This window comes from Methanobrevibacter sp. (genome assembly GCF_045114555.1).
GTDB lineage: Archaea > Methanobacteriota > Methanobacteria > Methanobacteriales > Methanobacteriaceae > Methanobrevibacter.
The window spans coordinates 198,178-215,740 of the sequence record NZ_JBGUKT010000018.1; the positions used below are offsets into that span (position 1 = coordinate 198,178).

20 protein-coding genes are annotated in these 17,563 nt (G+C 32.5%); 8 read left to right on the plus strand and 12 right to left on the minus strand.

What is annotated here, in order from left to right; genetic code table 11:
* Window positions 1-203 precede the first annotated feature (203 nt).
* On the minus strand, window positions 204-884 hold the full coding sequence (locus ACJMLB_RS04300) for a TIGR00266 family protein (RefSeq protein WP_405323950.1): 681 nt from the start codon (window positions 882-884) through the stop codon (window positions 204-206).
* Window positions 885-1,039: 155 nt separating this feature from the next.
* Between ACJMLB_RS04300 and ACJMLB_RS04305 the strand changes: the two genes are divergently transcribed.
* Window positions 1,040-1,174 (plus strand): hypothetical protein, encoded by a 135-nt coding sequence (locus tag ACJMLB_RS04305; protein ID WP_295608249.1) that lies wholly within the window; start codon window positions 1,040-1,042, stop codon window positions 1,172-1,174.
* A gap of 188 nt (window positions 1,175-1,362) precedes the next feature.
* Here the strand turns inward: ACJMLB_RS04305 and ACJMLB_RS04310 are convergent, their stop codons facing one another.
* Together ACJMLB_RS04310 and ACJMLB_RS04315 are read right to left on the minus strand one after the other, a co-directional pair.
* A complete protein-coding gene (locus ACJMLB_RS04310) occupies window positions 1,363-1,791 on the minus strand; it encodes a peptidylprolyl isomerase (RefSeq protein ID WP_304093496.1) in 429 nt (142 codons plus the stop codon).
* A gap of 129 nt (window positions 1,792-1,920) precedes the next feature.
* Window positions 1,921-2,964, minus strand: coding sequence for an aldo/keto reductase (locus ACJMLB_RS04315; RefSeq protein WP_405323952.1), 1,044 nt, complete (start codon window positions 2,962-2,964; stop codon window positions 1,921-1,923).
* Window positions 2,965-3,188: 224 nt separating this feature from the next.
* On the opposite strand from ACJMLB_RS04315, the gene ACJMLB_RS04320 reads away from it, so the two are divergent.
* The 5 genes from ACJMLB_RS04320 to ACJMLB_RS04340 all read left to right on the plus strand — a co-directional run bounded on the left by ACJMLB_RS04320 (window position 3,189) and on the right by ACJMLB_RS04340 (window position 8,361).
* Window positions 3,189-4,364, plus strand: coding sequence for an aspartate aminotransferase family protein (locus tag ACJMLB_RS04320; RefSeq protein WP_405323954.1), 1,176 nt, complete (start codon window positions 3,189-3,191; stop codon window positions 4,362-4,364).
* A gap of 304 nt (window positions 4,365-4,668) precedes the next feature.
* Window positions 4,669-5,751: an ABC transporter permease gene (locus ACJMLB_RS04325; RefSeq protein ID WP_405323956.1), complete on the plus strand. Its 1,083-nt coding sequence runs from the start codon at window positions 4,669-4,671 to the stop codon at window positions 5,749-5,751.
* A gap of 8 nt (window positions 5,752-5,759) precedes the next feature.
* Window positions 5,760-6,533 carry an ABC transporter ATP-binding protein gene (locus tag ACJMLB_RS04330; protein ID WP_405323958.1) on the plus strand — a complete coding sequence of 258 codons (774 nt, stop codon included), beginning with the start codon at window positions 5,760-5,762 and terminating at the stop codon, window positions 6,531-6,533.
* A 60-nt stretch (window positions 6,534-6,593) separates the two neighbouring features.
* Window positions 6,594-7,595 carry an NADH-dependent flavin oxidoreductase gene (locus tag ACJMLB_RS04335; protein ID WP_405323960.1) on the plus strand — a complete coding sequence of 334 codons (1,002 nt, stop codon included), beginning with the start codon at window positions 6,594-6,596 and terminating at the stop codon, window positions 7,593-7,595.
* 121 nt (window positions 7,596-7,716) lie between these two features.
* Window positions 7,717-8,361 carry a YitT family protein gene (locus tag ACJMLB_RS04340; protein WP_405323962.1) on the plus strand — a complete coding sequence of 215 codons (645 nt, stop codon included), beginning with the start codon at window positions 7,717-7,719 and terminating at the stop codon, window positions 8,359-8,361.
* Between the two features lie 65 nt (window positions 8,362-8,426).
* On the opposite strand, the gene ACJMLB_RS04345 is transcribed toward ACJMLB_RS04340, so the two are convergent.
* Window positions 8,427-8,864 carry an NUDIX domain-containing protein gene (locus ACJMLB_RS04345; RefSeq protein WP_405323963.1) on the minus strand — a complete coding sequence of 146 codons (438 nt, stop codon included), beginning with the start codon at window positions 8,862-8,864 and terminating at the stop codon, window positions 8,427-8,429.
* A 696-nt stretch (window positions 8,865-9,560) separates the two neighbouring features.
* On the opposite strand from ACJMLB_RS04345, the gene lysA reads away from it, so the two are divergent.
* Together lysA and dapF are read left to right on the plus strand one after the other, a co-directional pair.
* Window positions 9,561-10,844 (plus strand): diaminopimelate decarboxylase, encoded by a 1,284-nt coding sequence (gene lysA / locus ACJMLB_RS04350; RefSeq protein ID WP_405323965.1) that lies wholly within the window; start codon window positions 9,561-9,563, stop codon window positions 10,842-10,844.
* Between the two features lie 16 nt (window positions 10,845-10,860).
* Window positions 10,861-11,724, plus strand: coding sequence for a diaminopimelate epimerase (gene dapF, locus ACJMLB_RS04355; protein ID WP_405323967.1), 864 nt, complete (start codon window positions 10,861-10,863; stop codon window positions 11,722-11,724).
* Between the two features lie 140 nt (window positions 11,725-11,864).
* On the opposite strand, the gene ACJMLB_RS04360 is transcribed toward dapF, so the two are convergent.
* The 8 genes from ACJMLB_RS04360 to ACJMLB_RS04395 all read right to left on the minus strand — a co-directional run bounded on the left by ACJMLB_RS04360 (window position 11,865) and on the right by ACJMLB_RS04395 (window position 17,119).
* Window positions 11,865-12,035 (minus strand): hypothetical protein, encoded by a 171-nt coding sequence (locus tag ACJMLB_RS04360; protein WP_405323969.1) that lies wholly within the window; start codon window positions 12,033-12,035, stop codon window positions 11,865-11,867.
* 143 nt (window positions 12,036-12,178) lie between these two features.
* Window positions 12,179-12,907: a 4Fe-4S double cluster binding domain-containing protein gene (locus tag ACJMLB_RS04365; protein ID WP_405323971.1), complete on the minus strand. Its 729-nt coding sequence runs from the start codon at window positions 12,905-12,907 to the stop codon at window positions 12,179-12,181.
* A gap of 117 nt (window positions 12,908-13,024) precedes the next feature.
* Window positions 13,025-13,645: a DUF6434 domain-containing protein gene (locus tag ACJMLB_RS04370; RefSeq protein WP_405323973.1), complete on the minus strand. Its 621-nt coding sequence runs from the start codon at window positions 13,643-13,645 to the stop codon at window positions 13,025-13,027.
* 27 nt (window positions 13,646-13,672) lie between these two features.
* On the minus strand, window positions 13,673-14,257 hold the full coding sequence (locus tag ACJMLB_RS04375; RefSeq protein ID WP_405324082.1) for a HemK2/MTQ2 family protein methyltransferase: 585 nt from the start codon (window positions 14,255-14,257) through the stop codon (window positions 13,673-13,675).
* A 56-nt stretch (window positions 14,258-14,313) separates the two neighbouring features.
* Window positions 14,314-15,183, minus strand: a complete 870-nt coding sequence (gene rsmA / locus ACJMLB_RS04380) for a 16S rRNA (adenine(1518)-N(6)/adenine(1519)-N(6))-dimethyltransferase RsmA (RefSeq protein WP_405323975.1) — start codon at window positions 15,181-15,183, stop codon at window positions 14,314-14,316.
* A gap of 132 nt (window positions 15,184-15,315) precedes the next feature.
* Window positions 15,316-16,053 carry a DUF655 domain-containing protein gene (locus tag ACJMLB_RS04385; protein ID WP_295608216.1) on the minus strand — a complete coding sequence of 246 codons (738 nt, stop codon included), beginning with the start codon at window positions 16,051-16,053 and terminating at the stop codon, window positions 15,316-15,318.
* A 419-nt stretch (window positions 16,054-16,472) separates the two neighbouring features.
* Complete coding sequence (locus ACJMLB_RS04390; RefSeq protein WP_295608214.1) at window positions 16,473-16,823, minus strand: RNA polymerase Rpb4 family protein; 351 nt, start codon at window positions 16,821-16,823, stop codon at window positions 16,473-16,475.
* A 5-nt stretch (window positions 16,824-16,828) separates the two neighbouring features.
* Window positions 16,829-17,119 (minus strand): 50S ribosomal protein L21e, encoded by a 291-nt coding sequence (locus tag ACJMLB_RS04395; RefSeq protein WP_292788089.1) that lies wholly within the window; start codon window positions 17,117-17,119, stop codon window positions 16,829-16,831.
* Between the last annotated feature and the right edge of the window lie 444 nt (window positions 17,120-17,563).

Here is a 17,563-nt window from a genome sequence, read left to right on the forward strand (position 1 = left end):
ATAATTATAGATATGATTTTATATTATTTAATGTTGTTTAAAAATTTTTTAAAAAAAGACGAGAAATAATGAGATAAATTGTTTAGAAAAATTAAAAAAAGGGAATGAAGTTAATATTGATTTTTGGATGGTTCAAATATTAAAAAAGAAAAAAAGTTTATTAAATAATAAACTTTTTAAAATTTTTTATTACATTATCATTATTATCCAGTGCTTGTTGGAATGAATGGGATGATTGCTTCAGCTAATTTGCTGATAGGCATGGTTTGAATCCAAACTTTTCCTGGGCCTTGTATTTTAGCGAAGAAGAGTCCTTCACCGAATAATATGTTTTTAGCACCTTTGACTCTTTCAATCTCATATCCAACAGTTTCTTCCATTGCAGCGAGATGTCCCGGATCTAAAAGTAAGGTTTCTCCTTCTTGGAGGTCATGTTCAATTACTTCACCATCAATTTCCAAGAATACTAATCCTTCTCCAGAGAACTTTTGAAGGATAAATCCTTCACCACCGAATATTCCGGTTCCAAGTTTGTTTTTAAAGTATATCTCAATTTCAACAGAGTCTTCTGCAGCCAAGAATGCATTTTTCTGACCGATTATGGTGTTGGTTCCATCCAATTTAAAAGGGATGATTTTTCCTGGGCTGTGTGCTGAGAATCCTATTTGCTGAGTGCCGGACTCTGCAGTAAAGAAGTTTAAGAATAAGCTATCTCCAGACAATGCTCTTCCAAGCCCTTTTAAAAGGCCTCCTCCAGTATTGGTTTCCATTTTCATTCCAGAGGTCATAAAGGACATTGCCCCCGTTTCATTTTTAATGGTTTCCCCTTCATGCAATGTGCATATTACAATAGGGAAAGCTCCTCCACGTATTTCATATTCCATATTTTCACCTTTATTATTTTTATTTAATTTTGTATTAATTTTAATAATATATAATTGTTTTTATAAATAAATTTTTTCTTCGAGCTGAAATTTTTTAGAAAGTTTTATAAACTGCAAAGCATATAAAATAATCATTCATTAAAGGAGGGTGATTAATGGCAAGATGTCCAAGATGTGGTTCTGAAGCTATTGAAGAGATCAACTACAATACATACAAATGTCATGAATGCGGATATATGATTAGAAATCCTGATGATTTGGATTTAGCCGATGAAGAGTATGGCTATTGATTTTGATTTCTTATTAATTTTTTTAATTTTTACTTAATTTTTATCTTCTTTTTTTTCATTTTTTCTCTTCTATTTTTTCATTTTTATAGTATTGTAATGTTTTTAAAAAAAGTTTTTATTTAAATAATGCATGAAAAAATCTTAAAAAAAAGAATAAGTAGCAGTTAAAAACTGCTTTAATTTTTAATCTAACCTTGAATGGTTACTTTTAACATTTTGTCTCCAGCACGGATAGCATTTACAACATCCATACCTTCGATAACTTGTCCGAATACGGTGTGAACACCATCTAAGTGTGGTTGTGGACTGTGAGTAATGAAGAATTGGCTTCCACCAGTGTCTTTACCTGCGTGAGCCATGGATAATGCTCCAGTTCCATGTTTGTGTGGGTTTCCTTCAGTTTCACATTTGATGGTCCAGCCAGGTCCGCCAGTACCGTTTCCGATAGGGCAACCACCTTGAATAACAAAGTTAGGGATTACTCTGTGGAAAGTTAGTCCATCATAAAATCCACTGTTTGCTAATTTTTCAAAGTTTGCTACAGTTCCAGGAGCTTCATTAGGGAATAATTCCAATACGATATCTCCTTTTTCAGTTTCAATAATTGCTTTTTTCATTATAATCACGTTTCACTTTTTAATGATTAGTTATTTTTTCAGTTGTTTAAAACATATTTTTAAAACATCTTTTAAAAAATACTATTTATAATTTATTTTACTTAATATTTAAACTATTTTAAATAAAAATTAATCTACTTTTATCTCGCCAGACAAGATCTTTTTATAATCCTCATAGTTTTTCTTCAAGAGTTCTGGGATGTCCAATTCGTATGGGCATCTGCTTACGCATTGTCTGCATTCTGTACACTCTTCAATCTTTTTCATCTTTTCTTGAGACTCTGGAGTCAAGCTTGGAGCTGAGGGGAATCTTCTAATCCATAAGGACATTCTTGCACATTGGAATATTTCAATTCCTTCAGGACAAGGCATGCAGTATCCGCAGCCTCTGCAGAAATCTCCTTGCAATTCCTCTCTTTCCTTTTTGATGATTTCCTCCAATTCGTTATCAAGAGTTGGTTCATCTTTCATATAGGATAGGAACTCATCAAGTTCAGACATTCTTTGAACTCCCCAGATTGGAACCACATTATCAAAGCTATTTATGTAAGCATAAGCCGCTTTAGAGCTTCCAATCAATCCTCCACTCATTGCTTTCATTGCAATGAATCCTACATTGTTTGCCCTTGCCATCTCAACAATGGCAAGTTCCTTTGGGCCTGTAAGGTAGGAGAATGGGAATTGGATAGTTTCATACAATCCGCTTTCAATAGCTTCTTTAGCAATTTCCGCTTTATGGGAGGTAAAACCGATATGTCTTATGATTCCTTCATCATAGAGATCGAATAAGGCATCATATGCTCCGCTTCCATCACCTTCAGTAGGACAGAATGATGGATTATGGATTTGATAAAGGTCAATGTAATCAGTGCCAAGATTGTCAAGGCTTGTTTTAATGTCCTTTTCTATATCCTTTCTGTTTTCCCCTTGGGTTTTTGTAGCTATTATGATGCTTTCCCTCGGATATTTATCATTGAATCCTTCAAAGGCATAGTTTAGCTTTTCTTCACTATCGGTGTATGCTCTTGCAGTGTCATAAAAGTTAATTCCATTTGCATAAGCCTTTTGAACGATCTCTTTAGTTTCATCAAATGAAGCCCTTTGGATAGGGAGAGCTCCAAAACCATTCTTTTCTATTTTCAGTCCAGTTTTACCGAGAATAATTTTTGCCATATAATCAATCCAAATATAATATGTAATACATTATGGAATTTATCCTATTTCTTATCACTACATTTCTAATTCCATATGTCTTATTCCATTACTTATTTTTTTATATAATAAACTATAAATATAATTGTGTTAAATTATTATAACTTTTTCAATTGATTTATTAGTCAATTATTTAAAACATTTCAATCTGACTAAATAATTTTAAAAATTAGGAGTTTTTATTTATGAATACACAAGAAATCATTGATATTGAAGATAAATATTTCATTAATACATTCAACAGAGTCCCAATTGTACTTGACCATGGAGAAGGGGTTAAGGTATGGGACATTGACGGTAACGAGTATTTGGACTTTTTGGCAGGGATTGCTGTAAACTGTTTAGGTCACAATCATCCTAAGCTTGTGAAAGCTATTCAAGATCAAGCTGAAAAGCTAATTCACATTTCAAGCATTTACTATAATGAACCTGCTACCGTTTATGCTAAAAGATTAGTTGATGCAACCAATTTTGATAGAATTTTCTTTGCAAACTCTGGTGCTGAAGCTAATGAGGGAGCACTTAAGCTTGCAATCAAATACAGCGGCAAGCATGAGGTATTGTTCTGTGGTGACTCATTCCACGGAAGAACCTTTTTGACCTTATCTGTAACTGACCACCCAGAATACAGTGCACCTTACACAGAAAACTTGCCAAGAGGATTCAAGAAAGTTGAATTCGGCAATTTGGACAGTGTTAAGGAAGCAATCACTGAAAACACTGCAGCTATTATTATTGAGCCTGTTCAAGGTGAAGGTGGTGTTCATGTTGCAAGCGAAGAGTTCTACAAAGGATTGAATGACTTATGTAAGGAAAAAGGAGTTTTAATCATTGTAGATGAAGTTCAATCCGGTTTCGGAAGATGCGGTGCTTTATTCGCTCATGAATTATTCGGCATAGATGCAGATATCATGACTGTAGCTAAAGGTATTGGTGGAGGATTCCCAATGGCTGCATTCTTGGCAAAAGAGGATGTAGCTGGCGGTTTTGTACCTGGTGACCATGGTACAACCTTTGCAGGAAGTCCACTTGCAGGTGCGGCAGCAAATGCAGTATTTGATGTGTTTGAAGAGGAAAATCTTGTAGACCATAGTAAGGAAATGGGAGAATACTTCTTGGAAAAATTAGCTCCTTTAAAAGAAAAATACGATTTCATCACTGATGTAAGAGGATCCGGTCTTTTGGTTGGTGTGGAATTGAACTTCGAAGGAGCAGATATAGTTGGCAAAATGCTTGAAGAAGGATTCTTGATCAACTGTACAGCAGGAAACGTATTAAGGTTTGCACCTCCTTTAGTGGTTAAGGAAGAGGAAATTGATGCACTTGTGGAAGCACTTGATAAGGTATTCGCTTCTCTTTAAACAAGTCTCTTTTTTCTTTAATTTTTCTTTTTCTATCTATTTTATTTTTTTATTTTTTTTATTTATTGTCTATTATTTCCTAGGTTTGCTTGTTTTTTCTTTTTTAAGCTTTAAATCACTCAAATAGCTATTTTAATCCTTTTTATCATCATTATTTAAATTTAATTCACTTAATATTCAATAATTTTTTAGTTAAGTTTAATTATTTAAAAAGTAAAATAATAATTATTTATAAGGGGATGTTATTATAAGATTCATTAATTTAATTTTAAAAAATCCATTTAGGAATAAGACCCGTAGTGCATTGTCCATTATCGGAATCGCTATAGGCATCACAACAATTGTGGCATTAGGTCTTATCACTACTGGAATGGAGGATTCAGTCCAAACTTCGCTGAATGATGTTGGTGCTGAGATAACAGTCAGTAATTCTAGTTCTGTCAGCACAAACACCGGATTGATAGATAGCGAAATAGTTGATGAGATGAAAAATAGGACTGGAGTAATAGATGCTGCAGGTTCGCTAACGGTTACTGAAATGAATATGGATCGGCTGAAATCAGGCAGTTCGGATTCTAGAAGCAGTTTTGCAACCACTGTTGTAGGATTGGCACCTGAGAAACTTTATATGATGGGAATAAAGAACATTGATGGAAAAGTGTATGAAAATGGCTCTAGAGATGCAATTGTTGGAGCCGAATACGCTGAACTAAATAATGTAAGTCGTGGAGATGACATTACCCTACAAGGCAAGGAATTCAATGTTACAGGAATCTTTGAGACAGGAAGCCCATTTGTAGATAGTGGAATCTATGTTCCATTGGACACTTTGCAGGATATAACCGATAATGATGGAGTTTCACGTATTCTTGTAAAAACAGGCGAAGATGTAAACGATTCAGCAATCAGTGATAAGATTGAAGAGGATTATGAAAACTTTACAACATTGACAAGTGAAGAGATATCTTCAATAGCAGATGATGTTTTAGGAATATTGGACACTGCCACCCTTGCAGTTTCAGCTCTTGCAATTATTGTGGGAGCTATTGGAATCATAAACACCATGGTTATGGCAGTTTATGAAAGGACAAAGGAAATCGGTGTTTTAAAGTCTGTGGGCTGGAAATCCAGAAAGATCTTAACCATGATTCTAGGGGAAACATTGGTACTGACAACCTTATCCGGAATAGTCGGATCAATATTTGGAATATTGATACCTGAAGTTGGCCTTAGATTATTTGATGTAACAGATTTTGCATTAGGTTACTCCCCTAAGACCTTCATTCTTGCATTCGGAATTACAATAATCGTTGGAATAATCGGAGGAATCTATCCTGCTTATAAGGCATCCAAGCTTGCTCCAACAGAAGCATTGAGGTATGAATAGGTGATTTTATGGATGGTTACATAGAAAATGAGAATGCATATCCTGATGATGAATATATCTATAATGAAACCTTCATCGGTGAGGATGGCGAGGAATACTATTATGAAGAGCCATTGATCAGCCTATTCGATGTTGTAAAGGAATACGATAAAGGAACTGTCAAGGCATTGAATGGAATAAACCTTGATATCTTTGAAGGGGAATTCGTATCCATCATTGGACCTTCCGGTTCTGGAAAATCCACCCTTTTGAATATGCTTGGCGCTTTGGACAAGCCTACAAGAGGAAAGATCTATATTGACGGCATTGACCTTATTAAAGAGAAGGATTTAAGCCAGTTCAGGCAGGAAAAAATAGGTTTCGTTTTCCAATTGCACAACTTGATTCCTAACTTATCCGTATTTGACAATGTTCAGATTCCACTGCTTCCTACTGGAATGTCCAATAAGGAGATGAAGGAAAAGGCAAGTGAAATTATCCGTGCTGTAGGATTGGAGGATAAGAAAAAGCAAAGGCCTAATAAATTGTCTGGTGGTCAACGTCAAAGGGTAGCTATTGCAAGGGCATTGGTAAATAACCCATCTATCATTTTAGCAGACGAACCGACAGGTTCTCTTGATTCAAAAACAGGTGAAATGATATTGAATTTGCTTATGGAAATGCATGAGCGTTATAATGTGACTTTGATTATAGTTACACATGACAATGGTGTTGCCGCTTTGGCAGAAAGAACCATAAAAATCAAGGATGGTCAAGTAATAGAGGATAAATACAATTATTAGTATTTTCCTCGCTTTTTATTTTTTAATATTTTATTTTTTTAATAGGTAAATTGTGATATTATGAAAGATATATTTGATGAATGTAGTTTAGGAGATTTAAAGCTAAAAAGCCGTATTGTAAGAACAGGAACTTGGGAAAGACAAACTGAAGATGGGGGATTCCTAAAAAGTGAAGTCTTTGACAGATATGAAAAGATGGCTAAAAGCGGTGTAGGATTGATTAATTCTGAAATGTTTGTGTTTGATCCAAGAGATAGATTTGCAGAATACTGCAATAATGTAAACTATAAGGGTTTTGTAAAGGACTATAAGGAAATTACAGACATATGCCATAATCATGATGTGCCGGTTCTCGGACAGTTGGCATTCTTTTATTATAATGACGGATTGAATCAAAAGGTTGAAGCGAATGACATTAGTTTGGAAGGGATAAGACGTCTTCAGGCAGATGTTATCATGGCTGCTAAAAAGTTCTCCTTTGCAGGTTTTGATGGAATGCAAATAGACATTGGTAATAATTTTTACCTTGCTAAATTCATCAATCCTTTTTTCAATCAAAGAAAGGACCAATATGGGGGCAATACAGAAAATCGTGTCAGAATCTGTTCAGAGATTATTAAGGTTCTAAAAAAGACTATGGATTTCCATGTCAGCTGCAGAATTAACCCTTGGGATGTCAGAAAGAATGGAATGACTCCTGAAGAAAGCATAAAGGTTGCAAAGGAACTTGAAAAGGCAGGTGCTGACAGCATTCAATTGACTGCAAGGACAATATCCTATCTTTATGATGGCAATGATAGAAATCCATTCCTTGTGTATGTGGATAAATTGATTGATGAGATTGATGTTCCAGTCATTTTAGGCGGTTCAATGAGGGATATGAAATCAATGAATGATGTTTTAAATGATTCCAAGGTGGAATTCTTATCCATGTCCAAGCCATTTGTAGCACAGCCAGACTTTTTAGCTGATTGGAAAGCAAATGGAGAAGGAGTTTCAATTTGTCAAAGCTGCAATAACTGTTACTCCAAAAAAGAGAGCACTTGTTTTAAATTTAAATAATAATTAATTTTCTCTTTTTTATATTATTTTTTTATTAATTCTTTTTTCATTCTTTATTTATTCTTTATTTTTTCTTTTTTTTTAAAAAATTATTTAAGTATTTTAAAGCAAACTATATTTTATGCAAGTAAAAAAGATTTCAAGATATGTCATTTACTTATTTTCACTGTTTTTAATATCCTTAGGTGGAGCCATATCAATAAAAGCGAATTTAGGAACTTCCCCTATCATTTGTCTTCCATATGTTTCAAGTCTGATATTGAAAATGAGTGTTGGAACAGTATGCTTGATCTTTAATGTTATTTTTATATCTGTACAGATAATCCTTCTAAGAAGCGGATTTGAAAAGAGACAGTATCTGCAGATAATTGTAGGAACAATCTTTTCCCTTACCTTAGACTTTTCAATGATGTTGGTAAGTTTCTTGAATCCTGCAGATTATTTAAGTCAATTTGCAACACTTCTCTTAAGCTGTGTAGTGGTTGCTTTTGGTGTGATGCTTGAAGTTCAAACAGAAGTGGTTTATCTTCCTCCGGATGGGATAATTGTAGCCATTTCAAAGGTTTTAAAAAAGGAGTTTCCAAAGGTAAAGCCATTTGTTGACACAAGCTTTGTACTTACTGCAGCTATTTTGTCAATTGTATTCTTAGGATATCTTGCAGGAGTCCGTGAAGGAACAATCGTTTCTGCTCTAATAATTGGGCCTATTGTAAAGGTTCTTCAAACTCATTTAAATCCTTATGTTGAACGTTTATATGAAAAATAATAGGCTTATTTTAAAAAAAGTTTAAGATTAAAAAAATGTAAGACAAAAAAGATAATGGGATTTATTCAAATCTCAAAATCTCTTTTTTCTAAAGTTTTTCTAAGTGTAGGAGTAAGCATATCCTCATTGTAAAGCTCTTTTAGTTCTTCAATGCTCACCCATTTGAAATCATCATGCTCATCGCTTATCTGAACTTCTCCACTTAATATTTCCAGATTCATCATCAGTTGAACTGTGCTTATTGGCTGATTGGTTCTTCTGCTAATGAATTCATCTTGCACAACTTCAAACAAGCTTTCTATATTAACATCAAGGTTAGTCTCTTCCTTGAATTCCCTTATCAATGCCACATCAAAGAACTCTCCAGGATCCACTTTACCACCAGGAAGCTCATATTTATGAGGATTGTTTCTTGATTTAGGATGTCTTCTAAGGATTAGTGTCTTATCCTCTTTTTTAACTACTCCTCTCACTGTCAATCCCCAGTCCTTTTTATCATTCATTTTCTCACCTATGAATATTCTATTTGATTCTTTTATTGCTTTTATTTCGTTATTTTAGTTTTTAAATTTGATTAGATTTATATATTATGATGTTTAAAGTATTTTTAAGGAGTTTTTCTCTTTGAGTAAATCTCCAATTATCTGAAATGGTAAGGTTTTTGAATTCTTTTGAATTCACTAAACCTTGATAATTTTTTACTTTTTTTATAATTCTTCAATTTAATTATTTTTCACAATATAAATCTAATTTTCTATTTTTAAGTCAATATAATTGTTATTTTTAAATTTAAAGCTCATCAAATCGTCATGTTTATTAATAGTCATTAAAAAATTATTTTTTAGGTTTCACTACCTTAAAAAGAATGCCATTTCAGATAAAAGGAGGAAAAATCATGGAATTTTATTTCAAACAATTTTTATTGTTATTAATTCTATTCATACAAATGATTTTATTGTTTGTTGAATAAGTGATTTTTTAGACAGTCGAATTTTACAAAAAGTTTTAGGTTTACTCTTGCCTTAGGTAGGCTTTCATCCTTTTTTAATAAACTTTATTTCATATTTTTCTCGAGTCGGCTAATCCATTTCCTTAAATAATTTTATATATTAGTTTAAATAGATATTTATTGAAAACTTATTTTCAGATTATTATAAAGATAATTATTCATTATATATTATTTTTATCGGAGGCACAAAATGGATTTAAATATAAAAACAAACGATAAAGGCCATTTAGATATTGGTGGTGCTGATGTATGCGACCTTGTAGAGCAATACGGTACTCCTATCTATGTAATTGATGAAGAAAGAATTAGAGACAACTACAACAGATTTTATAATGCTTTCACTAAATTTTATCCTAAATTCAAAGTATTCTATGCTTGTAAAGCAAATACAAACATTGCTGTTTTAAAAATCCTCGAGGAAGAAGGATGCTGCATTGATGCTGTATCTCCTGGAGAAGTATACATCTGTAAAAAAATGGGATTCTCTGGAGACAGAATCTTATTTACCGGAAACAACATCAGAAACGATGAGATGGATTATGTAAACAGTGAAGATGTAATCTTAAACATTGACTCTGTTTCAGCTCTTAAAAGACTTGCAGAAAGCATTGATCCTAATGGTAAAAAAATCTCATTCAGAGTAAACCCTATGGTAGGTGCTGGTCACCACGGCCACTGCATTACCGGTGGGGAAATGAGTAAATTCGGTATTATGGAAACCGAAGCTGTAGAGATTTACAAATTAGCTAAGGAATTAGGATTTGAACCTGTAGGTATGCACTCTCACATTGGTTCAGGCATTTTAGACCCAGAACCATTCAAATTAGCTATTGAATCCACTATGAACATTGCAGGAAAAGTTCACCAGGAAGCAGGAATTGACTTTGAATTCATTGACTTCGGGGGTGGAGTTGGAATTCCATACACTCCTGATGAAGAATTGCTTGACTTGGAACACTTTGCAGAAGAAAACGTCAAATTATTCAAAGAAAAATTAGAAGAGTTTGATATGGGAGAACCTACCTTATACCTTGAACCAGGCAGATACATTGTAGGTGACGCTTCTGTTATTTTAGTTGAAGTAAACAGTGTAAAGGAAAGCTACAGAAAATTCATCGGTGTAGATGCTGGATTCAACACCTTGCTCAGACCTGCTATGTACGACTCCTATCATCACATTGTTGTTGCAAACAAGATGAATGAAGAGCCAACTCAAGAAGTGGATGTTGCAGGAAATGTATGTGAATCAGGTGACTTGTTTGCAAGAGACAGACCTCTTCCAGACATTGAAGAAGGAGACATCTTAGGAATATTGAATGCTGGTGCATACGGTTACACAATGGCTTCCAACTACAACTCAAGACCTCTTCCTGCAGAGATTCTTGTTAAAAACGGAGAGTCTTTCGTAATCCGTGAAGCACAAAGCTACGATGACATCTTTGAAAAACAATCTGTTCCTGACCACTTACAATAGATGTTAAGGTGATAGAATGGTAGATTTAAAAGGTTTAAAATTCTCTAAAATGCATGGTATCGGTAATGATTTCCCTATTATAGATGAAAGTCAAGGGGAACAAATTCCAGAAGCAGACAAAGCTGAAGCATGCAGACAATTATGCCACAGAAACTTTGGTGTAGGTGGAGATGGAGTATTATTTGTAGTGCCATCTGAAGTGGCAGACATTGGATACAGGATGTTCAATCCAGATGGATCTGAAGCTGAAATGTGTGGAAATGGTATCCGTTGTTTCGGAGATTTCGTTTACAGAAATAAAATCGTTGAAAAGGAAACAATGACCGTTGAAACCAAATCCGGTATCAAGACCATTGAAATTACTGTAGAAGATGGCGAACCTGTTCTCTTTAAGGTCAATATGGGCAAATCAACATTCAAAGTTCCACAAATTCCAATGATTGCAGATTCAGAGGAGTTTGTCGACGGTGACCTTGATGTTATTGACACCACCTTCAAGGCAACTTGTGTCAATGTAGGAAACCCACATGCAATCCTCTTTGTTGATGATGTTGATGCTATTGACATTGACAAATATGGTCCAGCTATTGAATGCCATGAAGTATTCCCAGAAAAGATCAATGTTCATTTTGTTGAAGTTATAAGCAAGAATGAAGGAAAAATGAGAACTTGGGAACGTGGTGCTGGTGTTACACTTGCATGCGGTACCGGTGCAACTTCAACTGCACTTGCTGGTGTAAAATTAGGTCTTTTTGATAATGAAGTTCTTCTTCACTTACCTGGTGGAGACTTAGAGTTTAATGTCTATGAAGAGGAGGGAGAACTCGGAGCATTCATGAAAGGACCTGCAGCATTGGTCTTCAATGCTGAAATCCAATAAATTTATTAATTTTAAATAAATTTTCTTTTTACTTTTTTTAAATTATTTTTAAATTATTTTTATATTATTTTTATATTCTTTAAACTTTATTTTTAATATTTTTTTTTCAAATTGCAATTTATTTTCATAACTTGCTGAATTCATCTATAATTTTGAATTTCCCTAAAGAAATCTGCATAAGGCTGCAAACCTTTATCTGCCCAAAGCTTCCAAATATTCAACTCATTTTGAACAACACCTGCCTTAGCGCAAGCCTCTTCAAGTGTTTTTCCCTCTTTCAAATATTTCAAAATGTTTTTTGATAAAATCATAAATCTTGGCAGTTCTTGCTTGTAAAAATCTAATGGATTTCCATTAAAAATAGTAAAACCCCCTAAAAATTCCTATTTAAAGAAGCAAATTAAACTTTAATTAACATTTAATTAAATTTTAAATCATATTTGTTAATCAGGTCTCATATTTCCTTAATCAAATCCCTATCAGTTTCTATTCCTAAGTATTCTTTAGTGTAAGGGCAAGCCAGACCACATTTGGCACATAAGCTTTTTCCATGAGTTCTTTGCATTTCTTTTTTAATGAATTCAAAGCATTTTTCTGCATCGAAGTACTCTTCTCTTTCTTTTCTGGAGTCCCATTTAACTTCATTTATTGCATCGACAGGACAAGCGTCTTGGCAATCTGTACAGTCATCACATAATGAGTCATCGATTGGGGTGCCTACTTTTATAGGCATGTCTGTTAGAATAGTGGATAATCTAAGTGCAGCCCCATATTTTGGACTGATAAGCAATGCACATCTTCCGATCCATCCAAGTCCAGACCTTGTTCCAGTTGTCTTATGTGGGATTTTGCTTGCCAAACCCTCAAAGTCTTTTGCAACTCTTTCACGAGACATTGCCAATGCATTGTAATTCATGTTTTCCTTAATGTAATCCTCACCTTCAAGGACGATGTCATTAAGCTTCAATGCTAAACTTTTCATGGATTTCACATATTTGGACTGATCATCTGTATAAATGGTTTTCAATGCTTCCTTTTCTATTGGAATTCCTATTAGAATGCTGTTTGGATACTCCTTTTGAACGTTTTTAATACCTTCTAAACTAGCAAAACCAACTACTTCTGCACCTTTTGATTTAAGAAACTCTTCTATTTCCTTTGAATTTTTCTCCTCTAAATCCATAAATAATTCCTTCTTTTTGATTTTGATTAATTTTGCTAGATTATATGATTAAATATGATTATTCTATCCTTAAATGTATTCTTTACTTAGTTTAATATATTAAGGGTTTTTAATAGATTAGTTTAAAGCATCTAAATCGGAGTTTTCATATCTATTATGGCCTTTTAAACTCTTTTTATAATTCCAACATTTTATGGCATCTTCTAATGTTTTATCATCATTGTCTTTAAAGAAATCCCTTATGTATTGGTTGTATTGGAATTGCTTGTCTATTGCAGTTTTTTCATTTGAGTTTTGAATTTTATAATAAGCCTTGATTGCATCTTGATATGTCTTATTGGGGTTAGCTTTTAACCATTTTTGAAATTGAACCTTAAATTTGAATCCTTTTCCTATTTCCTTTTCAAAAAATTCCCTTTTATCTTCACTGCATTTGAAATTTTCACCTAAAATAGAATCTAATCTGATTTCTTTAGAAGTGGTGACTTTGTTTGATTTAGACTTCGGATAATTATTTTTATTCTCAACATGTCTAGAATCGTCTAAGGATTTTCCTGTATCAAGATAGTAAATAATTCTTTCTTCCAATTGGTTCTTGCTTCCATTAACTTTCAATCCTTCATTTTTACAAAAGTCCTTTAATTCCTCTTTTAAAAAATAGTATTTCCTAAAGTCTTCACTTTTCAGGTCTTTTGTAAGTGGTGGTCTTGAAGTAGTGTTTGTGGTGTTTTTTGACATATTATCATCATAAAAATTAATTTTGCCTTAAATCTTATATGCATTAATCAAAACAATCTCTTCAAAGAAAAACTTCTCGCTTGCAGCTATTTCTGCAATGAATCCATTCCTATCAAACATATGCAATGTCCTATCATTGTCAGATAATGAGGACTGAATTATCTGCACAATTCCCTTTTCGTTTAAATGATTTGACACTTGATTAATGAACCTATCTATGACTTTCCTTCCATCTAATCCGCCGTCAAATGCATAATTTAAATCGTCATTGATAATGTCATCTGAATCAGTAGGGAGATATGGAGTATTAAATAGTATAACATCAAATTTCTTATCTTTTACAGGTTCAAAGAGATCACCGAACTCAAGTTTTATTGTGCCGATATTGTTTAGCTTGAAGTTTTTCTCTGCAAGTTCAAGGGCATTGTAGTTGATGTCAGTTGCTGTAACATCATCGGTTAAGAGACTTGCATACATGGAAACGAGACCTGATCCGGTTCCAATTTCAAGAACACTTTGTCCTTTTTTGATTTCAAGATTTTCCGCCAAAAGGAAAGTGTCATCTGATGGAATGTAAACCAAATCATCTGTTTCTATTTCAAATTTTCCCATTTTCATAAATAATCCTCAATTAGGTTTTTTAGCATTTATAATTTTCATTCATGCCCTTAGTTAATATGCTCTTTTAATAAGATAGATAGTTCCATAATGTTTTCTGGAGATAGATTAATTGTTCTTTCCAATAATAATTCCTTGATTCTTGGATTTTCATCTTCTAAATTGTTTAAAATTGATTTCAATTCTTTCTTGTCCTTAAAACCAATTATATGTCTTGAATCAATCAATGCATTTCTCGCCTTTTTGTTTCTGTGTTGGAATAATGCCTTAACGACTTTTGAATAGATCTTAAAGTCGGCATCCGCTATTTTACTTTCTTTTGGTTTCAATTCCACAACAGATGAATCCACCTTAGGGGATGGTATGAATGATTCAGGAGAAACTTTTGTTAGGAACTTGATGTTTGCCTTAAAGTATAGCATAGCAGAAAGCCTTGAATATTGCTTAGTTCCTACCTTACCGTTCATTCTGTCTGCAAATTCTTTCTGATACATTAGAATTGCAAGGTCAAAGTCATGCTTTAGGAACTTAAAGCTGATTGGTGAGGATATTTGATAAGGAAGGTTTGAAACGATTTTATTGAACTCTGGGAAATCCACCTTAACGGCATCGCCGTTGATAAGCTCCACATTATCGATTTTCTCTTTCTCTATACGTTTCTTCAATATGTTAAAAATAGCGGTGTCTTGCTCAATAGCTATTACTTTTCCAGCTTTCTTGGCAAGTTCAATTGTCAATGTTCCGATACCTGGACCAATTTCAAGTACAGTATCCTCTTTTGTAAGATTTGCATATTCAATGATTTTCTTTCTTTTGAAGTCATCTATAAGGTAATTCTGACCTAAATTCTTATTTAAGATAATCCCATTTTCCTGCAATATTTGTTTAGTCTCTTTAGCTAAGGATATTCTTTCAGTCAACTAATCACCTTTTTAGCCATTAAAATAGTAGTTTATCATATGAAAATCATTGATGATTACATTTAAAAAAAATAAAAAATTAAAAAAATAGAAAAATGAGTTCAACTCTTTTTAGAGTTTCACTCAGGAATTTTATTCCTTGTTTTCGGAATTTGGTTTGTTTTGAGGTTTTTTGCCTCTGTTATTTGGTTTTCTACCTTTGTTCCTATTGTTTCTACCTCTTCCTCTGCCTTTGTTGAATTTTTTCTTTCTGTTGGAAGGGTGTCTAGAAGGAACTTGGGTGAACATGTAATACTTGTTTTTACCTCTTTTGACGGTAGTTGTATCAAGTTCTAATCTGACTCTTTTTGCAAGCATATCCACAGGTTCTCCAAGGAGAGGAACTCTTTCCTTCAAGTCTTCAAAGCTTTTGAAAGGCTCTTTTTTACGTTCTTCCAAAATCATTTGTGTGTGCTTTTTACCAATACCTGGGATTAGCTCCAATTTATGCATTTTGATGTTAAGTGAATCGATTTCATTAAAGAATTTTACATAAATGTCTTCATGAGCCAATATGATTTCCTTAATTGCATATTCCAATTCTATTCTACTGGTTGCAGTTAAGTTTTCAAAGTCTAATAATCCTTTTACTCTATTTACCTTATCCCTTTTTCCAGATCCTATATAGACTTTGTCATGAATATCTAAATCAACACCTTCTTTAGGGGTAACTTCGATTAATGTGAATTTGTCTACTCCAATAGCTTGTGCAATAGGTTTGCCATGAGCAGTTGGTCTTTCTGGATTTACATACCCAAATTTAAGATAATCTAAAATAATTACGTACTCCTCTTTCTTTGGATTCGGATTATCAATGTTTGGATTATCCATATTTTCACCTCATTTTAATTTTAAATGTTTATTAGTTCCAGCAAATATTCTTTTTACTTTGCCATCTGTTTACGATATGTTTTTGTAATAATTTATTTTTTTTAATTATTATTTAATTTTTTAATATAATATTAGTATATTTTAATCTTATTAATATTTATAATTTTATTCTTTTTTGTTAAAAATAGTAAGATTAATTGAAGTTTAAGGGAGGATTTTAAAAAATGAAAATTAGTAAGATCATTAGTTTATCATTAGTAAAATCTAAAAAAAATTAAGAAATTTAAAAAAATATTTAAAAAATAGTAAATTGTTATTTTTTAATAAAAATAAGAAATAGTTAAAAGTAGTAAAAATTGTTAAAAAGTAATCTCTGCATTGAAGAATAAAAATAGAAAAATAATTTGATTTAAAGAGATTTATAAGAATAAATCCTCTTCAATATCATATTTTTCTAAAATTTCAAGAATTTCCTTCATTTCATCGTTTGAAGGAGCATTTCTTTCTTTTGCGAAAATTAATCTTAAGTCAGCCATGTCTCTTGGCACAATGTCTGCCATACGAACAGCTTGCTTGTGGTCGACATAAGCTTCAAGTTCTTCGATTAATTTTTCAGTATCTTCAAGGGAAAGTTTATTTAGATTAGTTACATGAGCTAAAGTTAAATTTTGTTCATAACTAAGTTCATGTTTTTCTGAAAACTCTTCAAGAATTTCTTTCACTTTAGCTGCAGGTATTGGTTCTGTTTCTAATGTTTTTTTCCCAATCATTGTACTCACTCTTGTAATTTTAAGTGTTCTGGAGTAACGATTAATTCTTTTGCTTTATTACCATCTTTTAATGCAAGTATGTAAGCTTTACCTTTTTTGTCCACTACTTTAGCGGTTTTTCCATGGAATCTGGAATGAGGTTGGCCTTTTTGGATACTTGGGTCGATGATAATGTGTACCATATCACCATTTTCGAATTGTTGAATTCTTCTGGTAATTGGGTTTGCACGACCAGGTCTTACTCTTTTGGTCAATTTTTTTCTACTTCTACTTTTAAATCCTCTGGATCTTTGCATTTTTATACCTCTTTAATATTTAATTAATTGTGTAGTAAAAATATAAAACCCATCATTTTATATCTTTTTAAATAGCTAGTAGCCCAGTACGATATTTAAGTTGAATATCATAGCTTAAGCCCTTCGGTTTAGCTATTCATTGTAAAAGCCAATATATAAGTCTTATTTAGACTTAGCCCTAACCGTAGGTTTAATTGATTAAGACATATCTAAATTTTATATATTGAAAGAAAAAAATATCAAAAATATTATAAAATATCATAAAATTTTAGTGACTGGATTTCAGCAATAATCCAATCTTCTATTTTTGATAGTAATAAACTATATATTTTAAGATATTAATAAAGTTTATGTTTTTTAGGTATTTTATAATATTTTAAAAGATTTCTAAAGTATATTTAAAATTATTTCTAAATTTTTAAAAAATAGCTTTTTTAATTTTAA

Bases quoted from the DNA above. Each gene is read 5' to 3' on its own strand.
- ACJMLB_RS04365 (WP_405323971.1), bottom strand. From the start codon at position 12,907: ATGGATTTAGAGGAGAAAAATTCAAAGGAAATAGAAGAGTTTCTTAAA.
- ACJMLB_RS04370 (WP_405323973.1), bottom strand. From the start codon at position 13,645: ATGTCAAAAAACACCACAAACACTACTTCAAGACCACCACTTACAAAA.
- ACJMLB_RS04300 (WP_405323950.1), bottom strand. From the start codon at position 884: ATGGAATATGAAATACGTGGAGGAGCTTTCCCTATTGTAATATGCACA.
- ACJMLB_RS04390 (WP_295608214.1), bottom strand. From the start codon at position 16,823: ATGATTGGGAAAAAAACATTAGAAACAGAACCAATACCTGCAGCTAAA.
- ACJMLB_RS04330 (WP_405323958.1), top strand. From the start codon at position 5,760: ATGGATGGTTACATAGAAAATGAGAATGCATATCCTGATGATGAATAT.
- ACJMLB_RS04345 (WP_405323963.1), bottom strand. From the start codon at position 8,864: ATGAATGATAAAAAGGACTGGGGATTGACAGTGAGAGGAGTAGTTAAA.
- ACJMLB_RS04315 (WP_405323952.1), bottom strand. From the start codon at position 2,964: ATGGCAAAAATTATTCTCGGTAAAACTGGACTGAAAATAGAAAAGAAT.
- ACJMLB_RS04320 (WP_405323954.1), top strand. From the start codon at position 3,189: ATGAATACACAAGAAATCATTGATATTGAAGATAAATATTTCATTAAT.
- ACJMLB_RS04335 (WP_405323960.1), top strand. From the start codon at position 6,594: ATGAAAGATATATTTGATGAATGTAGTTTAGGAGATTTAAAGCTAAAA.
- dapF (WP_405323967.1), top strand. From the start codon at position 10,861: ATGGTAGATTTAAAAGGTTTAAAATTCTCTAAAATGCATGGTATCGGT.
- ACJMLB_RS04395 (WP_292788089.1), bottom strand. From the start codon at position 17,119: ATGCAAAGATCCAGAGGATTTAAAAGTAGAAGTAGAAAAAAATTGACC.
- ACJMLB_RS04385 (WP_295608216.1), bottom strand. From the start codon at position 16,053: ATGGATAATCCAAACATTGATAATCCGAATCCAAAGAAAGAGGAGTAC.
- ACJMLB_RS04375 (WP_405324082.1), bottom strand. From the start codon at position 14,257: ATGGGAAAATTTGAAATAGAAACAGATGATTTGGTTTACATTCCATCA.
- ACJMLB_RS04305 (WP_295608249.1), top strand. From the start codon at position 1,040: ATGGCAAGATGTCCAAGATGTGGTTCTGAAGCTATTGAAGAGATCAAC.
- ACJMLB_RS04360 (WP_405323969.1), bottom strand. From the start codon at position 12,035: ATGATTTTATCAAAAAACATTTTGAAATATTTGAAAGAGGGAAAAACA.
- ACJMLB_RS04340 (WP_405323962.1), top strand. From the start codon at position 7,717: ATGCAAGTAAAAAAGATTTCAAGATATGTCATTTACTTATTTTCACTG.
- lysA (WP_405323965.1), top strand. From the start codon at position 9,561: ATGGATTTAAATATAAAAACAAACGATAAAGGCCATTTAGATATTGGT.
- ACJMLB_RS04310 (WP_304093496.1), bottom strand. From the start codon at position 1,791: ATGAAAAAAGCAATTATTGAAACTGAAAAAGGAGATATCGTATTGGAA.